The organism is Ahrensia kielensis DSM 5890 (assembly GCF_000374465.1).
In the GTDB taxonomy this organism is placed as follows: domain Bacteria; phylum Pseudomonadota; class Alphaproteobacteria; order Rhizobiales; family Rhizobiaceae; genus Ahrensia; species Ahrensia kielensis.
Genome location: NZ_KB894529.1, coordinates 396,137 through 421,960, shown reverse-complemented (window position 1 = coordinate 421,960; position 25,824 = coordinate 396,137). Strand labels below are relative to the sequence as shown.

The 25,824-nt window shown below is 47.3% G+C and carries 25 protein-coding genes; 19 read left to right on the top strand and 6 right to left on the bottom strand.

Annotation, left to right across the window (positions count from 1 at the left end):
• The first annotated feature begins 18 nt into the window (after positions 1-18).
• The 4 genes from pyrF (at position 19) to C504_RS0108195 (ending at position 3,564) form a co-directional block, all read left to right on the top strand.
• On the top strand, positions 19-723 hold the full coding sequence (gene pyrF, locus C504_RS0108210; RefSeq protein WP_018688849.1) for an orotidine-5'-phosphate decarboxylase: 705 nt from the start codon (positions 19-21) through the stop codon (positions 721-723).
• 17 nt (positions 724-740) lie between these two features.
• Complete coding sequence (locus C504_RS0108205) at positions 741-1,034, top strand: DUF1330 domain-containing protein (RefSeq protein WP_018688848.1); 294 nt, start codon at positions 741-743, stop codon at positions 1,032-1,034.
• A 439-nt stretch (positions 1,035-1,473) separates the two neighbouring features.
• Positions 1,474-2,742 carry a polyhydroxyalkanoate depolymerase gene (locus C504_RS0108200; protein ID WP_018688847.1) on the top strand — a complete coding sequence of 423 codons (1,269 nt, stop codon included), beginning with the start codon at positions 1,474-1,476 and terminating at the stop codon, positions 2,740-2,742.
• Between the two features lie 207 nt (positions 2,743-2,949).
• Complete coding sequence (locus tag C504_RS0108195) at positions 2,950-3,564, top strand: transglutaminase-like cysteine peptidase (protein ID WP_018688846.1); 615 nt, start codon at positions 2,950-2,952, stop codon at positions 3,562-3,564.
• 28 nt (positions 3,565-3,592) lie between these two features.
• On the opposite strand, the gene mbfA is transcribed toward C504_RS0108195, so the two are convergent.
• Entirely contained in the window at positions 3,593-4,576 is a 984-nt protein-coding gene (mbfA, locus tag C504_RS0108190) for an iron exporter MbfA (protein ID WP_018688845.1), read from the bottom strand.
• 163 nt (positions 4,577-4,739) lie between these two features.
• On the opposite strand from mbfA, the gene C504_RS0108185 reads away from it, so the two are divergent.
• From C504_RS0108185 to C504_RS0108130, 12 genes are all read left to right on the top strand, one after another.
• Complete coding sequence (locus C504_RS0108185; protein ID WP_018688844.1) at positions 4,740-5,549, top strand: YiiX/YebB-like N1pC/P60 family cysteine hydrolase; 810 nt, start codon at positions 4,740-4,742, stop codon at positions 5,547-5,549.
• A 125-nt stretch (positions 5,550-5,674) separates the two neighbouring features.
• The gene (gene lepA / locus C504_RS0108180; protein WP_026317323.1) at positions 5,675-7,483 is read left to right on the top strand and encodes a translation elongation factor 4; all 1,809 of its coding nucleotides are present in this window, start codon (positions 5,675-5,677) and stop codon (positions 7,481-7,483) included.
• Positions 7,484-7,486: 3 nt separating this feature from the next.
• Positions 7,487-8,071 carry a DUF922 domain-containing protein gene (locus tag C504_RS0108175; RefSeq protein WP_018688842.1) on the top strand — a complete coding sequence of 195 codons (585 nt, stop codon included), beginning with the start codon at positions 7,487-7,489 and terminating at the stop codon, positions 8,069-8,071.
• 193 nt (positions 8,072-8,264) lie between these two features.
• Positions 8,265-8,462, top strand: coding sequence for a Flp family type IVb pilin (locus C504_RS0108170; protein WP_018688841.1), 198 nt, complete (start codon positions 8,265-8,267; stop codon positions 8,460-8,462).
• A 156-nt stretch (positions 8,463-8,618) separates the two neighbouring features.
• Positions 8,619-9,134, top strand: coding sequence for an A24 family peptidase (locus C504_RS0108165; RefSeq protein ID WP_018688840.1), 516 nt, complete (start codon positions 8,619-8,621; stop codon positions 9,132-9,134).
• Between the two features lie 151 nt (positions 9,135-9,285).
• Entirely contained in the window at positions 9,286-10,089 is an 804-nt protein-coding gene (cpaB, locus tag C504_RS0108160) for a Flp pilus assembly protein CpaB (protein WP_018688839.1), read from the top strand.
• Between the two features lie 50 nt (positions 10,090-10,139).
• The gene (locus C504_RS0108155) at positions 10,140-11,651 is read left to right on the top strand and encodes a type II and III secretion system protein family protein (protein WP_041951645.1); all 1,512 of its coding nucleotides are present in this window, start codon (positions 10,140-10,142) and stop codon (positions 11,649-11,651) included.
• Positions 11,652-11,666: 15 nt separating this feature from the next.
• Entirely contained in the window at positions 11,667-12,311 is a 645-nt protein-coding gene (locus tag C504_RS0108150) for a CpaD family pilus assembly protein (protein ID WP_018688837.1), read from the top strand.
• A 54-nt stretch (positions 12,312-12,365) separates the two neighbouring features.
• Positions 12,366-13,649, top strand: a complete 1,284-nt coding sequence (locus tag C504_RS0108145) for a CpaE/TadZ family protein (RefSeq protein WP_018688836.1) — start codon at positions 12,366-12,368, stop codon at positions 13,647-13,649.
• A gap of 28 nt (positions 13,650-13,677) precedes the next feature.
• Positions 13,678-15,198 carry a TadA family conjugal transfer-associated ATPase gene (locus tag C504_RS0108140; protein WP_018688835.1) on the top strand — a complete coding sequence of 507 codons (1,521 nt, stop codon included), beginning with the start codon at positions 13,678-13,680 and terminating at the stop codon, positions 15,196-15,198.
• Positions 15,198-16,211 carry a type II secretion system F family protein gene (locus tag C504_RS0108135; RefSeq protein WP_026317321.1) on the top strand — a complete coding sequence of 338 codons (1,014 nt, stop codon included), beginning with the start codon at positions 15,198-15,200 and terminating at the stop codon, positions 16,209-16,211. The genes C504_RS0108140 and C504_RS0108135 overlap by 1 nt, the downstream gene beginning before the upstream one ends.
• Positions 16,212-16,223: 12 nt before the next feature.
• The gene (locus C504_RS0108130; protein WP_018688833.1) at positions 16,224-17,225 is read left to right on the top strand and encodes a type II secretion system F family protein; all 1,002 of its coding nucleotides are present in this window, start codon (positions 16,224-16,226) and stop codon (positions 17,223-17,225) included.
• Positions 17,226-17,328: 103 nt separating this feature from the next.
• On the opposite strand, the gene C504_RS0108125 is transcribed toward C504_RS0108130, so the two are convergent.
• On the bottom strand, positions 17,329-18,150 hold the full coding sequence (locus tag C504_RS0108125) for a tetratricopeptide repeat protein (protein WP_018688832.1): 822 nt from the start codon (positions 18,148-18,150) through the stop codon (positions 17,329-17,331).
• 48 nt (positions 18,151-18,198) lie between these two features.
• Between C504_RS0108125 and C504_RS0108120 the strand changes: the two genes are divergently transcribed.
• The 3 genes from C504_RS0108120 (at position 18,199) to C504_RS0108110 (ending at position 20,971) form a co-directional block, all read left to right on the top strand.
• On the top strand, positions 18,199-19,662 hold the full coding sequence (locus tag C504_RS0108120) for a leucyl aminopeptidase family protein (RefSeq protein WP_018688831.1): 1,464 nt from the start codon (positions 18,199-18,201) through the stop codon (positions 19,660-19,662).
• A gap of 89 nt (positions 19,663-19,751) precedes the next feature.
• The gene (locus C504_RS0108115) at positions 19,752-20,102 is read left to right on the top strand and encodes a MarR family transcriptional regulator (RefSeq protein ID WP_018688830.1); all 351 of its coding nucleotides are present in this window, start codon (positions 19,752-19,754) and stop codon (positions 20,100-20,102) included.
• Positions 20,099-20,971, top strand: coding sequence for a C40 family peptidase (locus C504_RS0108110; RefSeq protein ID WP_018688829.1), 873 nt, complete (start codon positions 20,099-20,101; stop codon positions 20,969-20,971). Before C504_RS0108115 ends, C504_RS0108110 begins: the two co-directional genes overlap by 4 nt.
• Here the strand turns inward: C504_RS0108110 and C504_RS0108105 are convergent.
• The 4 genes from C504_RS0108105 to C504_RS0108090 are packed head-to-tail and all read right to left on the bottom strand — an operon-like array spanning position 20,968 to position 25,821.
• On the bottom strand, positions 20,968-21,915 hold the full coding sequence (locus C504_RS0108105) for a 2-hydroxyacid dehydrogenase (RefSeq protein ID WP_018688828.1): 948 nt from the start codon (positions 21,913-21,915) through the stop codon (positions 20,968-20,970). The two genes, C504_RS0108110 and C504_RS0108105, sit on opposite strands and share 4 nt — an antisense overlap.
• On the bottom strand, positions 21,915-23,570 hold the full coding sequence (locus C504_RS0108100) for an ABC transporter ATP-binding protein (RefSeq protein ID WP_018688827.1): 1,656 nt from the start codon (positions 23,568-23,570) through the stop codon (positions 21,915-21,917). Before C504_RS0108100 ends, C504_RS0108105 begins: the two co-directional genes overlap by 1 nt.
• Complete coding sequence (locus C504_RS0108095; protein ID WP_018688826.1) at positions 23,567-24,706, bottom strand: ABC transporter permease; 1,140 nt, start codon at positions 24,704-24,706, stop codon at positions 23,567-23,569. The genes C504_RS0108100 and C504_RS0108095 overlap by 4 nt, the downstream gene beginning before the upstream one ends.
• Entirely contained in the window at positions 24,706-25,821 is a 1,116-nt protein-coding gene (locus C504_RS0108090) for a microcin C ABC transporter permease YejB (RefSeq protein WP_018688825.1), read from the bottom strand. The genes C504_RS0108095 and C504_RS0108090 overlap by 1 nt, the downstream gene beginning before the upstream one ends.
• Between the last annotated feature and the right edge of the window lie 3 nt (positions 25,822-25,824).

The window sequence follows — 25,824 nt, the reverse complement described above, 5'->3', positions numbered from 1 at the left end:
TTCAAGAAGGATTATCCCATGCCAAACAATGCAAAAGACAGACTGATTGTTGCGCTGGATGTGCCAACAATGCTTGAAGCCGCCGGGATTGTTGAAAGCCTTGGCGATGACGTCTCATTTTATAAAATAGGTCACCAATTGGCATTTGTCGGCGGGCTGGATTTAGCGCGTGAGCTTAAAGCCGCAGGCAAGTCTGTTTTCCTTGATATGAAATTGCTCGATATCGATAATACTGTCGCGAAAGGCGTTGAGAGCATTGCGCGGCTGGGTGTCGATATGTTGACGCTTCACGCTTATCCCAAAGCGATGGCTGCAGCTGTTGAGGCTGCAAAAGGCACGAATCTTACTTTACTCGGCGTTACAGTTTTAACCTCAATGGACGACAGGGATTTGTCTGAAGCTGGTTATCATGATGATGCCGTTACATTGGTACTCAAGCGTGCGCGTCAAGCCGCTAAAATTGGTATGGGCGGCATTGTGTGCTCAGCAGAAGAAGCTGAGTCTGTGCGCGAGATTGTCGGCAATGATATGGCAGTTGTCACGCCGGGTATTCGCTTGGCTGATGGTGAAGCAGGTGATCAAAAACGTGTTGTAACACCTGATGTCGCTATTCGCTCTGGTGCGAGCCATCTTGTTGTTGGCCGACCTATTATTGCCGCACCAGACCGCCGCGAAGCGGCACGACAGTTCCTTGAACAAATTGAAACAGCGCAAAGCGCATAATCAGAGGGAATACAATCATGGCAAAAGGCTATTGGATTGGACGTATGACTGTTCACGATGCAGAACGTTATAAAGACTATGTGGCAACAGCGACACCTGCCTACGAAGAATTTGGTGCAAAGTTTCTTGTTCGCGGCGGGGACATTCACGCCGAAGAAGGTGAGAGCAGATCGCGCAATGTTGTCGTAGAGTTCGACAGCGTAGAGACTGCCCTTGCTTGCTATAACTCTGAAACTTACAGCCGCGCCCGCGCTATTCGCCAAGAGATTGCTGACGGCGAGATTATCGTCGTTGAAGGATTTGCTGGCTGATACCAGTTGGAATAATAAGTGCTTTAAAAGCCCGTTTTGTAATGAAACGGGCTTTTTTTATGTTTTTTAACAGGCGACGAGCTTGCTCGGTAAGGTTTAGACAAGGCGTTTTCAAATGAAATCATTAGGGTAAGTTCAATAGCTCTGGATGATGGCGTTATGTCGATCGCACTATTTTAGAACGCCTCTAATGGCATGTTTTCAAATCTTTTTTCGGATTGAGAGAAACGCCGCAATCTAGGTGATTTAAATGTAATAGCTGTGAATGTGCCCCAAACGCGGGGATGTTATGAGTGAATGCACGACAAAGTTGAGACTAATAGACTTGAAATAATGCGTTTCGTTGCTTGATTTTGCAGTGCAACAAAGCAATTGTACAGACCCACTCGCTGTATAATCGATTTAGTCGTCTGCTTGAGTGTTTTAAGGAGCGTAATAAATGTTCTATAAGTTTTACGAAATGAATCATGCGCTAATGCAGCCTTGGCGTACGATGGCCGAAGCTACGGGCATGTTCTATCGCAATCCTGCCAATCCATTTTCGCAAACGAAGTACGGCCGCACAATGGCTGCTTGGGCGGAGGTGTTTGAACGCACAACACGTCGTTACGGCAAGCCTGCATTTGGTCTCAATGAGACTATTATCGATGACAAGGAAGTTGCTGTTGTTGAAAAAAATGTATGGGAAAAGCCATTCTGTAAGCTCTTGCACTTTTCCCGTGCGCTGAAAAAGCCACGCGGAAACGATCCTAAAGTTTTGCTTGTTGCGCCCATGTCCGGCCACTACGCAACTTTGTTGCGCGGTACGGTGGAGCGCCTGCTTCCTGAAGCTGAAGTATATATAACGGACTGGGTTGATGCACGTGATGTGCCGCTATCCAAAGGCTCTTTTGATCTTTCAGATTATATTGATTACCTTATCGAAATGGTTGATCACTTAGGCCCAGATACGCACATTATTGGTGTGTGTCAGCCTTCAGTGCCTGTGCTTGCAGCGGTTGCTATGATGGAGAAACGAAAAGACGCTGTGTCTCCATTGTCGATGACCTTAATGGGCGGGCCAATTGATACGCGCCGCAATCCAACTGCGGTTAATGATCTGGCAGAAGAAAAAGATATAGATTGGTTCCGCGATAACGTCATCATGGATGTGCCATTCCCAAATCCGGGATTAGGTCGTCAAGTCTATCCAGGGTTTTTGCAGCTTACTGGCTTTATGTCGATGAACCTTGATCGCCATATGATCGCGCAAAAAGATTTTTTCATGCATCTTGTGCGTGATGATGGCGATAGCGCAGAAAAGCACCGTGATTTTTACGATGAATATTTGGCTGTTATGGATTTGACCGCTGAATTCTATCTGCAAACAATCGAAGTTGTCTTTATTGAGCACTCTTTGGCCAAAGGCACGATGATGCATCGCGGCGAGAAAGTTGATCTTTCAGCGATTAAGAATGTTGCCCTCTTTACGATTGAGGGAGAAAACGACGATATTACGGGGCGCGGCCAAACCGAAGCTGCGCATGATTTATGTCCAAATATACCTGATGCCTTTAAACAACATTATGAACAACCGTCGGTTGGACATTATGGCGTCTTTAACGGCTCACGCTTCCGCAATGAAGTTGCGCCGCGTATCCTCGACTTCATGGCAGAAACAAAAACGCGCAAAAGCCGCAAAAAGCCTGCCTTGCGTGCTGTGTCGTGATTTTCAGGTGATTGAGCCTAACTTTATCCACATGGTTTAAAATTATTGTGAATTGACTTTTTAAGCACCGCCGAAAGGCGGTGTTTTCACATGTGCCATACTGCCACGCTTTAACCATATTTTAACCTTGCTCTTCGTGTGCATTGCGTTCGAAGAATAGTCTGGTTAATCATTTGTTAATAAATAAAAGAGCCCGGCGGTCACACCATGAGACTAACGAAGATAAAAGTTGGACTATGCGCGACTGCCATTAGCGTGGTGGCCTTATCCGCTGTCGTGGCCAATGCGTCTTCTATGATCACTGGAAAACTGACCTCACAGCCAATCGGTCACTATGAATTTTGTTTGGCTTATTCAGAAGAGTGTCAGCAAGACCGCAAAGCGTCGTTGAAGCCTGTACATTTAACACGCGAACTTTGGAAGAATATCGTCAATATTAATTCCGCCATCAATATGGTGATTGAGCCGCGTAGCGACCTAGAAATCTATGGTCGCGAAGAGGTGTGGGCTTATCCGGATATTGCAGGCGATTGTGAAGATTATGTTTTGTTAAAGCGCAAAATGTTAATCAAGCAAGGCATTTCCCCGTCTGCGCTATTGATAACAGTTGTGCGCAAGCCGGACGGCGAGGGCCATGCCGTTTTAACGGTTCGCACCGATCGCGGTGATTTTGTGCTGGATAATTTGAACAGCCAAGTCCGCGTGTGGGACCAGACACCCTATGAATATCTAAAGCGCCAGTCTGAGCGCCATGCAGGTCACTGGGTAACAATAGAGAGCCCAGACATGACAATCGTTGGTTCGGTTAAGAAAAGCGACTAATTCGGCTGTTTGAGCTGCCTAAGAAACCTTAAGCATTACCAATCAGCATGCCTGCTGCAAAAACCAATGCGCCGCCCAGAACCACTTGGAATATTGCGCGGCCCCATGGGGTTTCCATATATTTGTTTTGTATCCATGTGATCGCGAAAAGTTCAATAATAACGACAGCGAAGGCGATAGCTGTTGCGGTCCAAAAATGTGGAATTAGATAGGGTAGGGCATGGCCAAGTCCGCCGACCGTTGTCATGATACCTGTCGCTAAGCCGCGTTTGATCGGAGAGCCACGGCCTGAAATGACCCCATCGTCAGATGCGACTTCTGTAAAGCCCATCGATATGCCAGCACCAACGGATGCGGCAAGACCGACAAGAAATGTGGTCCATGTATCATGTGTTGCAAAGGCGACAGCAAAAATGGGGGCCAGCGTTGATACTGAGCCATCCATTAATCCAGCAAGGCCAGGCTGCACATAAGTTAAGATGAATTGCTTATGTTCTGCTTGGCTCTCAATTTCGCGAACATCGTCTGGGGTGTGTTCGGTTTCGAGTTGAATCGCCGTCGTGTGATGGCTGTTTTCAGCAATCGCCAACTCGCCAAGTAATAAGCGTGTATCGGCGTCTTTAGTTTGTTGCGCAGCACGTAAATAGAACCGATGTGCTTGTTCTTCCATTTGAGAAGCCATTGCGCGCACTTTTTCAATGCCGAGCGGTCGCACAAGCCAATCCGGCTTGCGCTCATAATAACCTTTTACATGCTCGCGGCGGATCAAGGGAATAGTGTCGCCAAACCGCTTCTTATGCATTTTGATAAGCATTTCGCGGTGCGTTTCTTCTTCCAAAGCCATTTGTTCGAAGATTTTTGCCGATGCAGGATATTCTTCTCTAAGGCCGTCCGCATAGGCTAGGTAAATGCGCGCATCGTCTTCCTCTGATGAAATGGCGAGTGCAAGGATTTCCTGCTCGCTAAGGGAGGAGAAATCACGACGAGAGGCCGGCCAGAAACGGTTTAGCATACTTTTATCTCTTTAGAATAATTCTAAACTGAAGATATGCACAATGCTTGTTAAGGTCAACCTTGTTGGCGAAAGATGAACTGAATTTGATTGTACTTTATTTGTCGTGCATTGACCCCATATAGCAGTCGTGACTAATCATTAGACCGCAAGGAGTGACGCGGTGGCACAAATAAAAGAGTCAATATTGGCACGTATAGGAACTTGGATCGCGCAGCGGCTTGAGCGCGAAACGTCCGGATACCAACCTTACACGCCATCTGATCCTGAAACTCTATACCGCACGCTTCAGCCCGGTGACATATTGCTTATCGAGGGCAATCGCAAAATTTCAGCTGCGATTAAGTATTTAACGCAAAGCACATGGAGCCACGCTGCGCTTTATATTGGCGACGCTTTGGATGAAAAGAATGAAGAGGGGCATGCGAAACGCTTGATTGAAGTTAATCTTGGGCGTGGTTGCACCGCAGAGCCGCTAGAAAATTACCAAACATTCAATACGCGCATTTGCCGCGCCTCGGGCCTAACACCAGAAGATCGCCAGATTATTGTTAATTTTATGATCTCTAAAATAGGCCTGCAGTACGACACAAAAAATATTCTAGACATGGCGCGATACTTGCTGCCTACACCGCCTGTACCCGTGCGGTGGCGCAGGCGCATGATTGAGTTTGGCTCAGGTGATCCAACCCGCGCAATTTGCTCAACTTTGATTGCACAGGCATTTCATGAAATTAATTATCCTATTTTGCCTGAAATAACTGCGGCACCGGGGCGTGCCCGCGCAACGTCAGACTATTCCCGTCGTGAAATCTTGCATATTCGCCACTATTCCTTATTCACGCCGCGTGATTTTGACCTTTCTCCTTACTTTCAAATCGTTAAACCGACACTGGAATTTGGTTTCGACTATAAGAAAGTGATTTGGGGGCCATCCATTAATGACAAAGAGGCAGATAAGCTGAACGCTTAATAGGTACCCGCTAAGTCAGGCCGTTACTTCACGGTCTTTGGCTCAAATGCTGGCCGTCGTTGGAAACTCACAAGCCAGTAAAATCTCCACTTCCATGCGGCGCAATTGCGCTCTATATGAAGCCTATGACAAACACGCCATTATCCAATATTCGCAACTTTTCTATCGTCGCTCATATCGACCACGGGAAATCCACGCTTGCCGACCGTCTGATCCAGCAAACTGATACGCTGCAGGCACGAGACATGAAGGATCAGATCCTTGACTCGATGGATATCGAGCGTGAACGCGGAATTACAATTAAAGCCAACACTGTGCGCTTGGAATATAAAGCGCAAGACGGCCAAGATTACGTTCTCAATCTCATTGATACGCCGGGCCATGTTGACTTCGCTTACGAGGTTTCACGATCACTCGCAGCCTGTGAAGGCTCGCTTCTCGTTGTCGATGCTTCGCAGGGCGTTGAAGCGCAAACGCTCGCGAACGTTTATCAGGCAATTGATAACGACCATGAGATTGTAACTATACTCAACAAGATCGATCTGCCCGCAGCCGATCCTGAGCGCATTAAAGAGCAGATAGAAGAAGTCATCGGGCTTGATACAACTGATGCAGTGGAAATTTCTGCCAAAACAGGCCTAGGCATTCCCAATGTTTTGGAAGCAATCGTCAAGCAGCTTCCGGCACCGAAAAGTGGCGACCGCTCTGCACCGCTAAAAGCTTTGCTCGTGGATAGCTGGTACGACACCTATCTTGGTGTTGTTGTGCTTGTGCGTATTATTGATGGCGAGATGAAACGCGGCCAAAATATTCGTATGATGGGCACCGACGCGAAATATTTAGTAGACCGTGTTGGCGTTATGACGCCGAAACTGGTGCCCGTAGAAAATTTGGGGCCGGGCGAAATCGGCGTCTTTACCGGCTCGATTAAAGAAGTTGCTGACACACGTGTGGGCGATACGATCACAGAAGATAAGCGCCCTTGCACCGATATGTTGCCAGGCTTTAAGCCGGCGCAGCCTGTTGTGTTCTGTGGGCTCTTCCCAATTGATGCAGATGATTTTGAGGATTTGCGCTCAGCTATCGGCAAGTTGCGCCTGAATGATGCAAGTTTCTCGTTTGAAATGGAAACATCCGCAGCGCTTGGATTTGGTTTCCGTTGCGGTTTCCTCGGACTCTTGCACTTGGAAATTATCCAAGAGCGCCTAAGCCGTGAGTTTAATTTAGAGCTGATCGCTACCGCACCATCCGTTGTTTATAAAATGAACATGACGGACGGCAGCGAAACAGAAATGCATAATCCGGCGGACATGCCAGACGTTGTGCGTATTCGGTCGATTGAAGAGCCTTGGATTAAAGCAACAATTTTGACACCCGACGAGTATCTAGGTTCAATCCTGCAATTGTGTCAGGAGCGCCGAGGTATTCAAACAGACCTTTCTTATGTCGGTACACGCGCTTTGGTGGTCTATGATTTGCCGCTTAACGAGGTTGTGTTTGATTTTTACGATCGTTTGAAGTCGATTTCAAAAGGCTATGCATCATTTGATTACCAGCTCGCTGAGTACCGCGAAGGTGACCTTGTGCGCATGAGCGTACTTGTCAACGAAGAGCCGGTGGATGCGCTTTCCATGTTGGTTCACCGTTCGGCTGCTGAAAAGCGTGGCCGTGTTATGTGCGAAAAGCTTAAAGAGCTTATTCCGCGTCACATGTTCAAGATTCCGATTCAGGCAGCTATTGGCGGCAAAGTTATTGCGCGTGAAACCATTTCAGCAATGCGTAAGGATGTTACGGCCAAATGTTATGGCGGTGACGTTTCGCGGAAGCGCAAGCTGCTCGACAAGCAGAAAGAGGGTAAAAAGAAGATGCGTCAGTTCGGCCGCGTCGAAATTCCTCAAGAAGCGTTTATTCAAGTCTTGAAGGTGGATAGCTAATCTATGCGGTGGGTTGTGTGGTTCATCTTTGCGACAATGACATTGATGAACGCGCAGGCCGCTGAGTGGAAAGCAACTGAAAATTTCACGTATTATAATGTGTCAGGCACGACCGGTCCTGAGCTTTATCGATCAATTGGTGCGGGCGGCCCCATTATATCGGGCAATCGGCGCACGATAGCCGTGACCAATTGGGATCTAAAATGGCGCCGCAATTATCAGCCCGATGGAAATGCATGCGAACTTGTCTCCGCACTGCCTTTTGTAACCATTACATATAGTCTTCCCAAACCAAGCCAGAAATTACCGCCCGCAATTGCTGCTAAATGGAAGCGGTTTGCCGATAGTATATTGGCGCATGAGAAGGTTCACGGCGATTTTGTAAAACGCCTAGCGCAGCAAATCATTGATACAACCGTTGGACTGCGTGTTGAAAATGATAAGGCCTGCAAAAAAATACGCGACGAAGTTCTAAAACGAGTGGCCAGAGAGTTTGAGCGTTATAAAGCAGATAATCGTTCATTCGAACAATCTGAAATGCGTAAGGGCGGTAATATTGAACAACGCGTGCTTGATCTTGTGAATTAACACGCTGTTTCCTCCACTTGCAGTATTCATCAAGTATTTGTTTACTATGCGGCACATAAGCAGGAATTAAGATTTGAGAAACCTTGTTTATTAAGCGGGTGGCAAGAGCCTTAGGGTAATTTGTGTTCAAGCCGATCAGAACAAAACAAAACTGACGGTGTGCTGTTTAATTAACACGAGTAAGGAACTCAATATGTTTACACGCTTTATCAAAGACGAATCTGGTGCAACTGCAATTGAATACGGTCTTATTGCTGCTCTTATCGCTGTTGCGATTATCGCTGGTGCGACATCACTTGGTAGCCAGTTGAACGCGAAATTCGATTCGATTGCTACGACTGTTGAAACTGGTACAGCTCCTGCTGCTGCTGGTTCAGGCGATGGCAGCTAATAATTACACATACTTAAAATTTATAGCGACCTGCTCTCCTGTGGAAAGCAGGTTGTTTTAATTTGTACTTTTAAAATTGTCAGATGTGTTTTTGCGTTTATGAGAATTTAATTCTCACATATTCAAATAAGGTGTAGAGAAACGAAGGTTGTGCCAATGATTGCTGTTATTATTTTTGTCGTATTCCCTTTTGCTATGATTTATGCTGCCTTGTCAGACATATTCTCAATGACAATCGCCAATAAGGTATCCGCGCTTCTCATCGTTACATTTTTGGTGGTTGCGCCGTTCATAGGCTTAAGCTGGCACGATTTTGGATCGCATTTAATGGCATTTGCGGTTGTTCTTTCTGTTACTTTTGCGATGTTTGCATTGGGCGCAATGGGTGGCGGCGATGCCAAATTGCTTGCTTCGACGGCTCTTTGGATGGGTTTTTCCGTGCATTTGTTGAATTATATTTTAATATCTGCAGTCGCTGGTGGCATTCTTGCTATTTTGATTATGCTCTTACGTAAATCATCGATGGCAGTCTATGCTGGCGAGTTACCTATGCTTCGCCAAGTGATCGACGCAAAGAAAATTCCGTATGGCGTAGCTTTAGCTGTTGGAGGCCTTTTCGTTTTCCCAAATAGCCCAGCGATGATCTTTGCGCTTAATTACTTTGCGAATTAAAACTGCCTGCTGATAGATCAGATTGCTTATAAGTGCTGTTTAACTTGCGTTAAGTATAAATCTAACGACACCATTAACCATAATTACACCATTAGATGTGAATGTTGATCCTGTAGCGGATTCGTCCGCCCAATAATTTGCAGGTGTTAGCATGTCTATGCGTTTCGTTATTCTTGGAGTTGCAGTTCTTGCCGCGGGGGGCGCTGGTTATTTGGCAATGAATTTGTCAGCACCAGCACCAGCACCGATTGCAGATATATTACCGTCAGCCCCTTCTATTGAACTCGACCAAGTGTTGGTTGCAAAAGAGACCATATTAACGGGTGCTAAAATCAATGGCGGATTGAGCTGGCAGCAATGGCCTGTTGCAGCAATTGCGCCAGATTTTATAACTGAAACGAGTAGACCTGAAGCAATTGCTGAACTTGAAGGATCGATTGTTCGCTCAACGATCATTCAAGGAGAGCCTATTCGTCCTATAAAAATCCTTGGTGCTGATCAGAGTTTCATGTCCTCTATATTGCCTGCCGGTAAACGGGCGGTTGCAACGACTATTGCAGCAGACACATCAGCTGGCGGTTTTATCCTTCCCGATGATTATGTCGATGTAATCATGACAACGCGTGATCAAGATTCGGAAAATTCTTTTCTAACCGAAACGATTCTTGCTAACATTCGTGTTCTTGCGATCGACCAAACTATTCGCGAGGATGAAAATGGACAGCTGGTACAAGTCGGGCAAACTGCGACACTTGAATTAACACCAGATCAAACAAAAATTATTTCAGCGGCACAGCAAATGGCTGATCGTCTGACGCTCGCTTTACGATCAATTAAAGATATTGAATCCGGTCGCTCAGAACCAAGTGCCGATCACTTAATCTCGGGTGGTTCGCGTGGTGGCACCATTACTTTGATTAAAAATGGTGAGAAAATAAAGGTGCGGAGCCAATGATGAAAATGAGCGCACCAAAACAAGAATTCACACACATAAAGAGCAGTCATATGTCCAAAGTTGCAAAAAGCTTTAAGACCTTACTCTTGGCAGGCACAGTTGTTGCCTTGACGTCCGCAGTCCCAACACAATTTACACCATTCGGTGTGACGCCGGCGGAAGCACAGAATATAGTTAAAGTGCAGAAACGTACATCTGGTACAGAAGATGTGTTGCTTGGTTTAGACAAATCCTTAGTTCTTGAGCTTCCAGAAGATGCGCATGATATTCTTGTTGCGAACCCAGCGGTTGCTGATGCCGTAACGCGTACTGCACGCCGAATTTATCTGTTTGGTAAAGCCGTTGGTCAGACAAATATTTTCGTTTTCGATAAAAATGGCAACCAGATGGTTAGTTTGCAGTTGCGGGTTGAACGCGATGTTGCTGGGCTAGATCGCTATCTTGAGCGTTTTATAGCAGGGTCAAGTATTAAAACGGAAATTATCAACGATAACATTGTGTTAACTGGTACGGTTCAGACACCACAGGATTCAGCCAAAGCTGCAAAATTGGCCGAAATTTTCGTAAAAGGCGGTGATGCGACTAACGATGGTGCTGAGAGCTTTTTAGATTTCTTTTCACGCGGTGATAGTCAAATCGTTAATTTATTAGAGATTGCTGGCGGTGATCAGGTAACATTAAAAGTGACAGTCGCAGAAATCCAACGATCTGTGATGAAGCAGCTTGGTATCAATTTGATTGGTAATGGTGCATCTTCCGGACTTTCATACAGTGGTATTTCCGAAACGATTGCGGGTGCACTTGGTAAACCGCTCACTAATACAGGTTTTAATGTTGCTGGCTCCTTAGGTGGTTTGAATATTGGCGCTTATTTTAAAGCGATGGAAGAGGCTGGGGTGATGAAAACCTTATCCTCTCCAACTTTGACCGCAATATCAGGCGAGTCTGCAACATTTTTTGCGGGAGGAACCTATAATGTTATATCAGGTGGTACCCAAGGCAGTACAAACGGTACAACTACATATGGCATTGAAAAAGTCGACTATGGTGTAGGGCTAGAATTTACACCTGTGGTTCTTTCACCTGGCCGGATTAGCCTACGCATAAAAACAGAAGTCTCCGAACCAACAACAGAGGGAAGTGTTTCTCTAGCTACGGCTTCAGGCCAACCCGCGACCAATGTATTGTCTATTCGTCGTCGTGAAGCGGAGACAACTGTTGAATTGCCATCTGGTGGCTCGATGATGATTGCGGGTCTTATTCGTGATGATGTCAGACAGGTTGTCAGTGGATTTCCAGGACTATCAAAGCTTCCTGTTCTTGGAACGTTGTTCAGAAGCCGTGATTTTATTCGCAGTGAATCCGAGTTGGTTATCATGGTTACGCCTTATCTGGTTCGACCTGTCGCAGCTTCACAAATTGCACTGCCGACAGATAATTTTGCACCACCATCAGATTCCGTTGGTAACCTACTTGGCCGCCTCAACCGTATTTATGGCAGCACAGACCAACAAATGCCGACTGGCCGTTATCACGGTGCCGTTGGTTTCATTTACAAATAATCGGAGTACGCAAACATGTTTGCCGATAAAATAAAAACTTCAGCTGCGGCTGTGCTGTGCGTTTCTCTTCTTTCTGGATGCGCGAGTTTGCAACAGCGCGATAATATGACTGTAAGCAGTGTTGCAAATGATTACACCAAGCGTCACCCTATCGTGTTGTCAGAGCAAGAGCAGGTTTTAGATGTTCCTGTCGCCTCCGGCGCTCAAAGATTGAATTACGCCACGCTGAGCAATATTCAGGCTTTCACGCAGAAGTTCCAAACATCTGGCACCGGTACAATTGTTTTGATGATGCCTTCTGGATCAGCAAACAGTTCTGCGGCTAATTTTGTTCAAGGGCAGGTCGTTCAAGCAATTGAGCAAGGTGGACAACATCGCAACAATATTGCGATCCAGTCCTATGATGCGTCTAGGCATGGTTCATCAGCGCCAATACGCTTGTCATTTCGCTCGGTGACGGCCTCTACTGGGCAATGTGGCCAATGGCCTGAAGACCTTTCGAATACGCCTGAGAACGAAAATTACGCTGATTTTGGCTGTTCAACACAGAATAATCTCGCGGCACAAATCTCCAACCCAGGCGATTTGCTTGGGCCGCGCAAAGAGACGCCAATTGACGCAGAAAATCGAGGCAACGTAATCGCCGATTATCAAGGATAATAGGTTGGCGCCGAATCTATAAATTTAACGATCTAGACCCCTAGGGTGATAACAATGTCAGACGCTGCATTTAAAGACGAAAACGAAATGGCTACCATGCCAAGCGCTAGCTTCGAGCCGGATGAATTGCAAAATGTACGCCCTGTACCGCGTATAACAATTCAGGCATTTTGTGAAACGCAAGGGGTCTCGGGGCCTATCGAGCGTATGGCAGAAGACCGCCGCATGGCAAAAGCCCAGATGCGAACCTATATGGGCGGTATTGGTGCTGCTGTGGAATTTTATCAAACAGCACCAACGCCAAACTTGATTATTCTTGAGACTTCCGCTCGTCCAGATGAACTCATGAACGGGCTTAATGAGCTTGCAGAAGTTTGTGATCCATCGACGCGTGTGGTCATCATTGGTCATCATAATGATGTTTCGCTATACCGCGACTTGGTTCGCAATGGTATTTCCGAGTACATCGTAGCGCCGGTATCAATTGCCGATCTGATGGCGGTTATTACAATGCTATTCATTGATCCTGATGCCGAGCCATTAGGCAAAACAATGGCTTTCATCGGCGCTAAGGGCGGGGTTGGTTCATCCACGATTGCTCATAACGTTGCTTGGTCTATATCGACGCTTTTCCAAAACGAAGTTGTCGTCGCAGATATGGATTTGCCTTTTGGCACCGCCAATATCAATTTTGATCAAGACCCTGCACAAGGTATTGCAGAGGCCGTTTTCTCACCGGATCGCATTGACGAGGTTTATCTTGATCGGTTGCTCGCAACATGTGCTGAACATCTTTCTTTGCTTGCTGCGCCCTCAATGCTCGACAAGGTTTACGACTTTGGAGCGGAAGATTTCGCACAGTTGATCGACGTTGCTCAGCGCACCGCCCCTTCCGTTGTGCTTGATATTCCACATGTATGGAATGGCTGGACACGCACAACGCTTTCTCGTGCGGATGAAGTTATCATTGTTGCAACGCCAGAATTGGCAAATTTGCGTAACACCAAGAATATGGTCGATACGCTCAAGAAGCTACGTCCAAATGATTTTGCGCCGAAATTGGTTCTCAACCAAGTGGGTGTGCCTAAACGGCCTGAGATTAGTGTCAATGATTTCTTGGATTCACTGGATATGGAAGCATCTGCGATCATCCCATTTGATCCGCATTTGTTTGGCACGGCATCTAATAATGGTCGAATGCTGGCGGAGTCCGACAGTGCTAGCCCAATCGTTACAACGATCTCTGATCTTGCACATATTATAACGGGGCGCGGCGCAGTTTCAGCAAAACCAAAGGGCGGCCTAAAAGGCATTTTGGCAAAACTGAAGAAGAAGTAATTTCAAGTTCGAGTTACGAGGTAATTCAATGTTTGGTAAAAAAGGATCCGGGGGTTCATCCTTTGCGAGCGCTAAAACGCAAGCAAAACCCGTTATAAACGAACCGGCATCTAAACCGATGGAAAATGCTGTTGAAAAACAGCATATGTCGGAAGCTTTGGCACCGACAGTTGATGCTCCCAAGGCACCTGCTAAAGAGACGCCACGTGCGAAAGTTGAAGCGCCTCCTATGTCTATGGAGCAGCCAACTCAAAAGCGCCCTAATCGCGATGATGCCTATTATGACACCAAATCACAGGTGTTCTCTGCGCTGATTGAGACAATCGACCTGTCGCAGCTTGCAAAGCTAGATGCTGAAAGTGCACGCGAAGAAATTCGTGATATCGTCAATGATATCATCGCCATTAAAAACTATGCGATGACCATCTCCGAGCAGGAGGAATTGCTTGAAGATATCTGTAACGATGTGTTGGGTTATGGACCGTTAGAGCCTTTGCTTGCACGTGATGATATTGCCGATATCATGATCAACGGCCCAGATGCTGCTTATATCGAGGTAAACGGTAAGGTTATTGATGCGGGTATTCGCTTTCGTGATGGCCAGCAATTGCTTTCAATTTGCCAACGAATTGTGAGCCAAGTGGGCCGCCGCGTTGATGAATCTAGCCCAATCTGTGACGCGCGTCTTGCGGATGGATCACGTGTTAACGTTATTGCACCGCCATTGGCAATTGATGGCGCTGCACTAACGATTCGTAAGTTTAAGAAAGACAAGCTCACACTTGATCAGCTGACAAAATTTGGTTCAATTTCGCCAGAAGGTGCAACGATCCTACAGATTATTGGACGTGTGCGATGTAATGTCGTCATTTCTGGCGGTACGGGTTCGGGTAAAACAACTTTGCTCAACTGTTTGACCAACTATGTTGATAAAGATGAGCGTGTGATCACATGCGAAGACTCTGCCGAACTTCAGCTTCAGCAGCCGCATGTTGTGCGCCTTGAAACCAGACCGCCGAACTTAGAGGGAGAAGGTCAGATCACAATGACTGACCTTGTCAAAAACTGCCTTCGTATGCGTCCTGAACGCATCATTGTTGGTGAGGTTCGTGGACCCGAGGTGTTTGACCTTTTGCAGGCGATGAATACTGGCCACGATGGTTCAATGGGCACAATCCACGCTAACACACCGCGCGAATGTCTAAGTCGTATGGAATCAATGATTGCGATGGGTGGTTATACATTGCCGCAAAAAACAGTGCGTGAAATTATTTGTGGGTCCGTTGATATCATCATTCAGGCTGCGCGTTTGCGCGATGGTTCTCGCCGAATTACCCATATTACTGAAGTCATTGGTATGGAAGGTGATGTCATCATTACGCAGGATCTCATGCTGTATGATATTACTGGCGAAGATGCCGATGGCAAATTTATCGGTAAACATCGTTCTACAGGCGTTGGTCGCCCTCAAATGTGGGAGCGCGCACGTTATTTCAACGAAGAAGTGCGCCTTTCTGAGGCACTTGATGCAATGGAGGTGATTGAATGATTTTTGGTCTATCCCCCATTGCGCTTGCTGTAATGGCACTTGCCGGACTTAGTATCGGCGGGGTCATGTACGCATTGATGTTACCATCGTTGCAAGCAGAAAAAGACCGCAAGCGTCGAGTTTCAAAGGTAAAGTCTGTCAAAACGGATAGTGTGTCAAAACGCGCTGAAGTTGATCGGGCCCAAGAAGGTCAAAAACGACGTAAGCAAATTACAGAGTCGCTTAATGATCTTGAAGAGCGTAATAAAGCGCGCGAGAAAAACGCAACCAAGCCAAACCTGAAGACACAAATTCAACAGGCAGGTTTGAAGCTCGATATTCGGATGTTTTATATTTATTCTGCTGTGTTTGGAGGCGGTGCGGCAATTGCGGCATTAATTTTTGGTGTTCCTGCAATCTATAGCATTGGAATAGCATTCGCAGCTGGGTTTGGTTTGCCGCGTTGGATTATTTCATATTTACGCAAGCGTCGCGTCAAAAGTTTTTTAGCAGAGTTTCCTAATTCAATTGACATCATTGTTCGTGCCATCAAGTCAGGCTTGCCATTGAATGATGGTTTGCGCCTTATTGCAACAGAAGCACGCGAGCCAGTTCAAACTGAGTTTCGCCGAATAATTGAGGCGCAGCAGCTGGGTATGTCGGTACCTGAAGCTTGTTTACGTATGTATCAAACGATGCCTTGCTCGGAGGCAAACTTTTTTGCAATCGTTATTCAAATCCAATCTCAAGCCGGTGGTAACTTATCAGAAGCTTTGGGCAACCTTTCAGGTGTGTTGCGTGCGCGCGCACAAATGAAAGCAAAAGTTGCTGCAATGTCGATGGAAGCGAAGGCTTCTGCCGCGATTATTGCCGCATTGCCGCCAATTGTTACTCTTCTGGTTCATTTGAGTAGTCCAGACTACATCAAGCTTCTTTTTATAACAGATACAGGACTCCTCATTTTAGGTGTCTCTGCTATTTGGATGTCCATCGGCGTATTCATCATGCGTCAAATGATCAACTTTGATATATAGGGGAGCAGGTTCATGTCTTCAGATATTGTAACACTACTCACCTCGGGTCAGTTTTTAATCGCTGTTTTAGTCGCTGTCAGTGTTTTTGCCACTATTTTCACACTGCTTGCACCAGTGCTGGGCGGCAATGAGCTTAAAAACCGGATGAAATCGGTAGCGACTGAGCGCGACGAAATTAGGGCGCGTGAGCGCGCTCGATTGGCATCTGAAAAACAAAATGGGCGTGCATCATTGCGTGTTGATAGCAAGGATAAAGGCAGTGTTAAATCCATCGTTGAGCGTTTGGATTTGAAGAAGGCCCTTGCCGATGAGAAAACAGTTTCAAATTTGCGCGCTGCAGGCTTTCGCGGTCAAGGGCCGCTCAATTTGTTTCTCTTCATGCGCCTTGTTTTGCCATTCCTGACTTTTGGAGCTGGGGTGGTTTATATGTTCGTACTTGATGGTTTTGCGGATAAAACAACAAACATGAAGATTATATACTGTCTTGGGTTTGCAGCGGCAGGCTTTTACGCACCCAATATTTATGTGAATAACAAAGCATCACAGCGTAAAACCTCGATAACCAAGGCATGGCCAGATGCGCTCGATTTATTATTGATCTGCGTTGAATCGGGTATGTCAATTGAGGCTGGTTTCCGCAAGGTTGCCGCTGAGATAGGCACGCAATCGACAGCACTTGCTGAAGAGATGGTTTTAGTTGGCGCAGAGCTTTCGTTCCTATCTGAGCGTAGAAAAGCTTATGAGAACTTATATATGCGTACTGGTTTAGATGCTGTAAAAGGTGTTTCACAAGCACTCATTCAGGCCGAGCGATATGGTACGCCTGTGGGACAAGCATTGCGTGTCCTTGCGAGTGAAAGTCGTCAGATACGACTGAATGCTGCTGAGAAAAAAGCAGCAGCGCTACCGCCAAAGCTTACTGTTCCAATGATCCTTTTCTTCCTGCCTGTACTTTTTGGTGTAATCCTTGGGCCTGCAGCTATTCAGGTTTCGCAGCGTGGTGGTATCTTCTAAAGATAAGAATTAGTACGCAGACAAATTAACGTAAATAAAAACCCGCTTCTGAAATTTCAGAAGCGGGTTTTTATTGTTAAGGTTAAAAAAGAAAGAAAGGCTTTTATTGCGCGCTTTTCTTGTCTTCTTCTTTGATCATGTTCCATGCATTTTGCTGTGATAGAATCTTGCGTAGATACTCTACATTGGCCTGTGCCTGTTGAGGCGAAAGTTCGCGCTGTGCAATGGCCATTGCTTCATCAAAGCGCCCTTGAAGGCCAACCACCATCGCAAGGTTTTGGCGCACACGGCTATCGGCTGTTGGCTGTTTTACAGCTTCACGCAAATAGCGTTCGGCGGTCGGAAGATCATTCACCAACAAGTGGCTGATTGCTATGTTTGATAGAATTGATGGTTCATTTGGGCGCATTTGCAGCGCTTTTTGATAAAGGTCACGGGCCTCTTCAGGACGGCCTGTCTGATCGTAGATTGCGCCTTCTGCTGATACGAGACGCCAATCTGGCCGCGTTGGGTCTTGCGCGCGCTGAATAGCATCGAGTGCCGCAGTAAATTGCCCCGCACCGGCAAGTGCTTTGCCATATGCTGCAAGAACATCGCGGTCATTGGGATGAATAATGGCTGTTTTGCGCATGACAGCCACAGCCTGCTCATTGAGATTGTTAGAACGAAGAATTGATGCATATTGCATTGCAATAGCTTTGTTCTTTGGATCACGCTCATAGGCGGCACCATAGGAATCAACGGATTGAGCCAGTTCAGCGGAATTCATCCGCTCTACTGACTTGCCGTTTTTGATCGATCCTGTTGTGCGGCTGTCTGTTGCGCAGCCAGCGACGGTAGCACTCAGCAGCACAGCGCTTAGAACGGAAAGATGTGCCCGTTTGCGTGCCTTAGGAAATGCCGATGTGCGTTCTTCAAGCCTCATGATGATCTCCTTGCTGCGAATCTTGCGAAACACAAAAATGTGGACGCAATGCCCCTTCAATTTAATCAATATTCTGTTAACCCTAATGGAAAGTTAACAGCCGTGCTCAGTACGGTGCGTAAAAAAGCAGGAGCCTTCAAGTTGAACAATATTTTTGTAAGCGCAGCGCAAAAAAACGAGAAAATATTGCCGGTGCATTGCGTGGCACAGTCGGACTTAGATGCAATGCCAAGCGAAGCAAAAATATGGGCGGACCTAAATGGCTTTGATGGCGCGGTAGGCAATGTTCTGCTGGTTCCTGCCGAAAATGGGCAAAGTATTAGTATGGTGTTGCTGGGCGTGGGAGATGCGACTGACCCATTTGTAACAGGGGCGTTGGCTAAGAAGCTGCCCAATACACCTTTTACGTTTGCGTCATTGGCAGGGCTTGATCTTCGGTTGGCAGCAATTGGTTTTGGACTTGGTAGCTATCGCTTTGATGTTTACAAAAAGTCGTCACAAAGAGTTCCGCAATTGGTTTTGGGCGACACGCTCGACCGCGATGAAATTTTGCGCCATGTCGAATCAAGTTGGCTGGCCCGTGACCTTATCAATACACCTGCTGAAGATATGGGGCCGGATGAAATTGATGCCGCTAGCCGCAAGCTTGCTAAGTCCTATAAGGCGAGCATAAAAATCATCAAAGGCGATGCATTGCTTTCTAGCAATCTCCCGATGATTCATGCCGTTGGACGTGCTGCTACAATAGCACCGCGCCTGATTGATTTCACTTGGGGTGATAAAAAGGCACCAAAGCTCACTCTTGTGGGTAAAGGCGTTACCTTTGATACTGGCGGCCTAGATATCAAGCCTGCAAGCTCAATGCGTAACATGAAAAAAGATATGGGTGGTGCAGCGAACATATTGGCGTTGGCACGCATTATTATGGATGCAAAACTGAATGTGCGGCTGCGGGTGCTCATTCCTGCCGTTGAAAATGCAATCGCCGGTAACGCGTTTAGACCAGGCGATATTTTAAGGAGCCGAAAAGGGCTAACCGTAGAAATAGGCCATACGGATGCCGAAGGGCGGCTTGTATTAGGCGATGCTCTAACGCTGGCTTCAGAAGAAAAACCTGATCTTATTATCGACATGGCGACTTTGACGGGAGCAGCGCGTGTTGCACTTGGGCCAGAATTGCCACCTTATTATACAAATGATGAAGTATTGGCCACGGCCGTTAATGAAGCTGCTGTTAGCGAGCGCGATCCTTTATGGCGTATGCCGCTTTGGCAGAATTACAATCAGGCTCTCGCGTCAACGGTTGCTGATCTGAATAATGTGACAACCGATGGATTTGCCGGGTCCATAACAGCTGGATTGTTCTTGCAACGCTTTGTTGATCCAGCTGTGAGCTGGGCTCATTTCGACATTTTCGGATGGAACCCGAGCGCTAAACCACATTCACCTGTGGGCGGTGAAGCGCAAGGTATCCGTGCAATCTTCGCTTCATTGCAAAAACGCTATGCATAAAACGGTGCATGAGCGTGCTTACGCTTGCGTAACGGGCTATATATCGCGCATATTAGTTCGGCCCCGTAATGGTACATAGCTGAGCTTCTATGCCGATAAATCTAAAACCGAGCCAAGCGCTCATGCTTTGGCATTCTGTCAACCTTGCCGAAGTGCGTGATAGCGCACCGGATTTGACGATGCGGCAAGCCGCAATCTTATTAACGATTTACCTTGATCCGCCGCCGCATACTGTTCGCGGTCTAGCCGCGCATTTGGGCGTTTCCAAGCCGGTTATCACCCGTGCGTTGGATACAATGGGGGCGATGAAACTGGTGCGCCGTCAACGTGATCCGCGTGATCGTAGAAATGTTATCATTTCACGAACGGTTGAGGGTGCAAACTATCTGGAGCGTTTTGCTGATAATATCATTGCGAAAGGTAAGGAGCTGCCGCATTGAGCGAAGAACTGGATAGACGAATTCATGCATTTCGTGATGATCTTGCATCCGAAGCGCTCAAAGGAAAAATCACTGCAGGCAAATTTGTACGTGGTGAGCGTCGCCGCGTTTCATCTTCTGTTGTCGATATGCGCCCTGAACCCGATATCAATCTCGGCATCGATACTCAAATGATCTATGGCGACATGGTTCGCGTCTTTGATGTTGCGGACGGCTGGGCTTGGTGCCAATCATTGCGAGACAATTATGTTGGCTATGTTGCTGATGACCAACTTGCAGCGCGCGATATTACCGCGCCGCCTTCAACACATTTGATTTCAGCACCGCGCACATTTGCTTACCCTGAAGCCGATATGAAATCGCCACACAGCAACATATTGTCAGTGGGATCATCTTTGGCCGTTGTCGGTGAAGCAGAAACCCGCGGCACCCGCTATTTGAAGTGTGCCAAAGGCCAATTCTATATTGAACGCCATCTCGTCCCAATCGATCAACCTATCGATGATTATGTCTCGATTGCGGAAAAATTGATTCACACACCGTATTTGTGGGGCGGGTCTTCCGCTTTTGGTATTGATTGCTCTGGTCTTGTACAATTGTCGCTGCTTTTGGCCGGCAAGAAGGTGCAGCGCGATTCAGATATGCAAGCTGCAAGCATCGGCACAGAGCTTGGTTTTTCAGCGATGAATGGTGGGTTGCAACGCGGTGATCTGGTGTTCTGGAAAGGCCATGTTGGCATAATGCGTGATGAACAAGAACTCATTCACGCAAATGGACACACAATGGATGTAGCCGTTGAATTGTTAGAAGATGCAATTGAGCGTATTGGCTATCTTTACGGATTTCCTACAACGCTGCGCAGACCTTAATATCCAGCTTTTCTATCAACGAGATTTTCTAGCGTTCCGCCGCGCTCATAAGCTGCTATTTGTTTGAGAATATGCGGGATCAACGCCAAGGGATTGGATGCTGCCGCCGCATGCGGTGTCACCGTCACACGCGGGTGCGACCATAGAGGACTATCACCAGCCAGCGGTTCTTGTTCAAAGACATCCAGAGATGCTGCTGAAAGCGAACCATCATTCAGCGCGGCTAGAATGTCGGCCTCACTTTGAAGCCCGCCGCGACCAGCATTGATTAAAACAGGGCCACCCAGCGGCCCGTTACGCTTTAATTTTGAAAGCAATTGCGCGTCAATAATGCCGCGTGTTTCATCTGTGAGAGGCAAAAGGCAGACTAGGATGTCGGTCTGAGACAACATATCATGCAAACCGTCAGTACCTGAAAACGTCTCTATTTCGCTATTGGTTTTTGGATTACGGCTCCAGCCAACAACATGAAAGCCGATCATTTTCAGCTTAATCGCTGCATCCATTCCCAATGCTCCGATGCCCATGATACCAACAGTAACGGCATCCGCAGCAGGTTGGGCTTTATCTTCCAGCCAGACGTGGCCTGCCTGTTGCTTCCGGTAGCGCGCGCCTTGACGTAAATGATCGAGCGCTTGCCATATGATGTATTCGCTCATTCGGTTGGTTAAATCGTCAGCAACAACGCGCACGATAGGAACATCCGGCAATGTATGATCTTTAAAAATATGATCCACACCAGCGCCAGCAGAAAATATGACTTTCAGATATGGCAGCGCGCTTAATATATTGGGCCGCTGCTTCCAGACGATCGCATATTCTACATCTGCAGCATCATCTGTAATGTTGGTGATGACCTCAAGATCAGGCGCCATGCGCTCGATTTCTGCTTGCCAAAGCGCTTCGTCAAAACCGGTCACTGCAAGTAGAATTTTCTTGGTCATTAGTCTGCAACGACACCTTCTGGTGCCGCTTCAATATCAAATGCCGCCGCCATCAACGCCTTAGTATAATCTGTTTTAGGCGCGTCAAAAATCTGTTCCGCAGAACCGTACTCGACCACTTTTCCGTTGCGCATAACAACGACCTCATTGGCGAGCGCACGCACGACTTTCAAATCATGGCTGATGAAAAGGTAAGCCAGATTATGTTTTTTTTGCAGGTCGCGCAGCAGGTCAACGACCTGTGCTTGTACGCTCATATCAAGCGCGGAAGTAGGCTCGTCCAGCATGATGAATTTTGGCGTCAGTACCATGGCGCGGGCAATCGCAATGCGCTGCCTTTGCCCACCTGAAAACTCATGCGGATAACGGAAGCGCGTTTCAGGGTCTAGGCCGACTTCCTGAAGTGCGGTTACAACGGCTTGATCGCGTTCGGCGCGTGAAAGGTGAGGGCTATGTATTTCCAAGCCCTCTGCAATAATTTCAGCGATTGACATACGCGGGCTGAGCGAACCGAATGGGTCTTGGAAAACCACTTGCAAATCTTTGCGCACGGGGCGCATGTCGCGGAATGATCGAGCGCCGATATCAGCACCATTGAAGGTGATTTTACCTTCTGATGAAATGAGCCGCGAAAGGGCAAGACCAAGCGTCGTCTTGCCGGAACCGGATTCCCCGACAATGCCGAGTGTTTGCCCAGCGCGAACTGTTACATCAATGCCATCAACGGCTTTTACGTGGTCAACCGTCTTTCGCATGAAGCCCTGCTTAATGGGAAACCATACTTTTATGTCATCGCCTTGCATGACGACGGGCGATGATTTGTCGAGCTTGGGCGGACTGCCCTTTGGTTCGGCAGCAAGCAAGTGCTTGGTGTATTCATGTTGAGGATTGTTGAAAATGTCTTCTGTCGGGCCTGTTTCGACAATCTTGCCATTGGTCATAACGCAGACACGGTCCGCAATCTTGCGAACGATAGCCAGATCATGCGTGATAAACAGCATCGACATATCGAACTTGCTTTTTAGACCATCAAGCAATTTTAGAATTTGTGCTTGCACGGTGACATCAAGCGCTGTGGTTGGTTCATCGGCGATAAGCAGTTTAGGCGTATTGGCAAGCGCCATTGCAATCATCACACGTTGTCTTTGTCCGCCAGACATTTGGTGAGGATAGGCGGGCAGGCGCTTTTCAGCATCGCGGATACCGACCTGTTCAAGCAGGCTGATGATATGGCTGCGAACTTTTGCTTCGGGCACTGTTTGGTGCAGCCGCAAGATTTCGCCGATCTGCTTTTCAATTGAATGGAGCGGATTGAGCGATGTCATTGGCTCTTGAAAGATCATCGTGACATCATTGCCGCGCACACGGCGCAGCGCTGCGTCCGGCGCTTTCATCAAATCCTGTCCGTCAAACCAAATTTCACCATGCGGATGGCTGGCCGCAGGATATTGCAAAAGCTTCAAAATAGAATTCGCTGTGACGGATTTTCCTGAACCAGATTCGCCCACCAGCGCCACGGTTTCACGGGCACCGATATCAAAGGAAACACCATCTACGGCGCGTGTGGTTGCGCCGCCTTGCGTGAAATCAACCGCCAAATTGCGAACGGAAAGAAGCGGCGCTGCCGAAGTGTTATTATTCTGCGCGCCGCTCATGCAAATGTCTTTCTTGGGTCAAACGCATCACGTGTTGCTTCGCCGATGAAAATCAGGAGCGATAGCATAATGGAAATCACAATGAAGCCGGAGAAACCGAGCCAAGGTGCCTGCAAATTGTTTTTGCCTTGCAGGATCAACTCGCCAAGTGATGCCGAGCCTGGTGGTAAACCAAAGCCAAGAAAATCTAGCGATGTGAGCGTGGTAATCGAGCCGTTCAAAATGAACGGCAGGAATGTCAATGTCGCAACCATCGCATTGGGCAGCAAATGGCGGAACATAATCGTGCGGTTCGACACCCCTAGGGCGCGCGCCGCATTCACATATTCAAAATTGCGCGCACGTAAAAATTCTGCGCGTACAATGCCGACAAAACCAACCCACGAGAACAAAAGCATAATGCCAAGCAATATCCAGAAGCCGGGCGGCAAAACAGCAGCCATAATGAGCAAGATATAAAGCACAGGAATTGAGGACCAGATCTCAATGATGCGCTGCATAATCAAATCAGTCCAGCCGCCGAAATAACCTTGAACAGCACCCGCTGCCACACCAACAACAGCAGACAATGCGGTCAGGATTAAACCGAACAGAACCGATATGCGGAAGCCGTAAAGTGTGCGAGCAAAAACGTCCCGTGCCTGATCGTCTGTGCCAAGCCAGTTGAAGTTTCCATATGTGCAGTTCGGATCGTTCACACCTTCTGCATAGCGAGCACAAAGCTCTTCGCGTGTATCAAATAGGAAAGCTGGCTTTGATGGAGCCGTTGTCGGTACTTCCTTGTTGACGGTTCTGTATGAAAAACGAACAGGCGGCCAGATCATCCACCCATTGGTTTCGATTTCTTCTTGTATGAAGGGGTCGGTATAATCTGTACGCGCAAGGAAACCGCCAAATTTTTCTTCCGGATAATTGACGAAAACAGGCGTCAGTATTTCACCCTTATACGATACGAGAATTGGCTTGTCGTTGGCTATGAACTCTGCACCGAGCGAAAGGATGAACAGTATGAGGAAAATCCACAACGACCAGTAACCACGACGATTGGCTTTAAAGTTCTGCCAACGCCGCTGATTGATAGGCGAAAGAAACGGACGCTTTGCCGGCGCTTGTGATGTCATGGTGGTATCAGCCATCAAACATCCCTCGATTCAAAATCAATACGTGGGTCTACCCAAGTGTACATCAAGTCTGAAAGTAGGCTGACGAGTAGCCCCATCAATGAGAAAATATAGAGCGTTCCAAAGACAACCGGATAATCACGATCTACGACCGATTTGAACCCAAGCAATCCAAGCCCATCAAGTGAGAAGATTGTTTCGATTAATAAGGAACCTGTGAAAAATGCAGAGATGAAGGCTGCAGGAAATCCGGCAATGATAATCAGCATCGCATTTCGAAATACGTGGCCATAAAGAACCTTGTTTTCGCCAAGCCCTTTGGCGCGCGCTGTTGTAACATATTGCTTGCGGATTTCATCAAGAAACGAGTTCTTGGTGAGCAAGGTTGTGGTCGCAAATGCCGATAAAACAAGTGCTGTTAAAGGCAGCGCAAGGTGCCAGAAATAGTCGATGACTTTTTCATACCATGCAAGCTGCGCAAAATTATCAGACACAAGACCGCGCAGTGGAAACAGATCATAAAATGAACCGCCGGCAAAAAGAACGATCAAAAGGATAGCAAACAGAAATCCCGGTATCGCATAGGCAAGAATGATGATGCCGCTGGTCCATGTGTCAAACGATGAGCCGTCCGATATGGCTTTTTTAATGCCAAGTGGAATAGAGATCGCGTAAGAAAGTAACGTTATCCAGAGGCCAAGCGATATGGAAACCGGCATTTTTTCTATAATGAGGTCAATAACCGATATGTCGCGAAAGTAGCTGTCGCCAAAATCAAAGCGTGCATAGTTCCAAACCATCAGCGCGAAGCGCTCTAAAGGTGGTTTGTCAAAACCGAATTGCCGCTCGAGGTCAGCGATAAACTCCGGATCAAGCCCTTGCGCACCGCGATACTTAGAGTTGTTAGAGCCACCGCCCTCAATGCTTGAACCAATGTCGTTGCCACCGCCAATATCACTGCCGCCGCCAGTTATGCGGTCTGTCGCATCTCCGCCTTGGCCTGTGAGCTGGGCAATAACCTGTTCAACCGGACCGCCCGGCGCAAATTGCACAACGGTGAAAGATATCGCCATGATGCCCAAAATAGTCGGTATCATTAAAAGAAGACGTCGGAGGATATAAGCACCCATGCT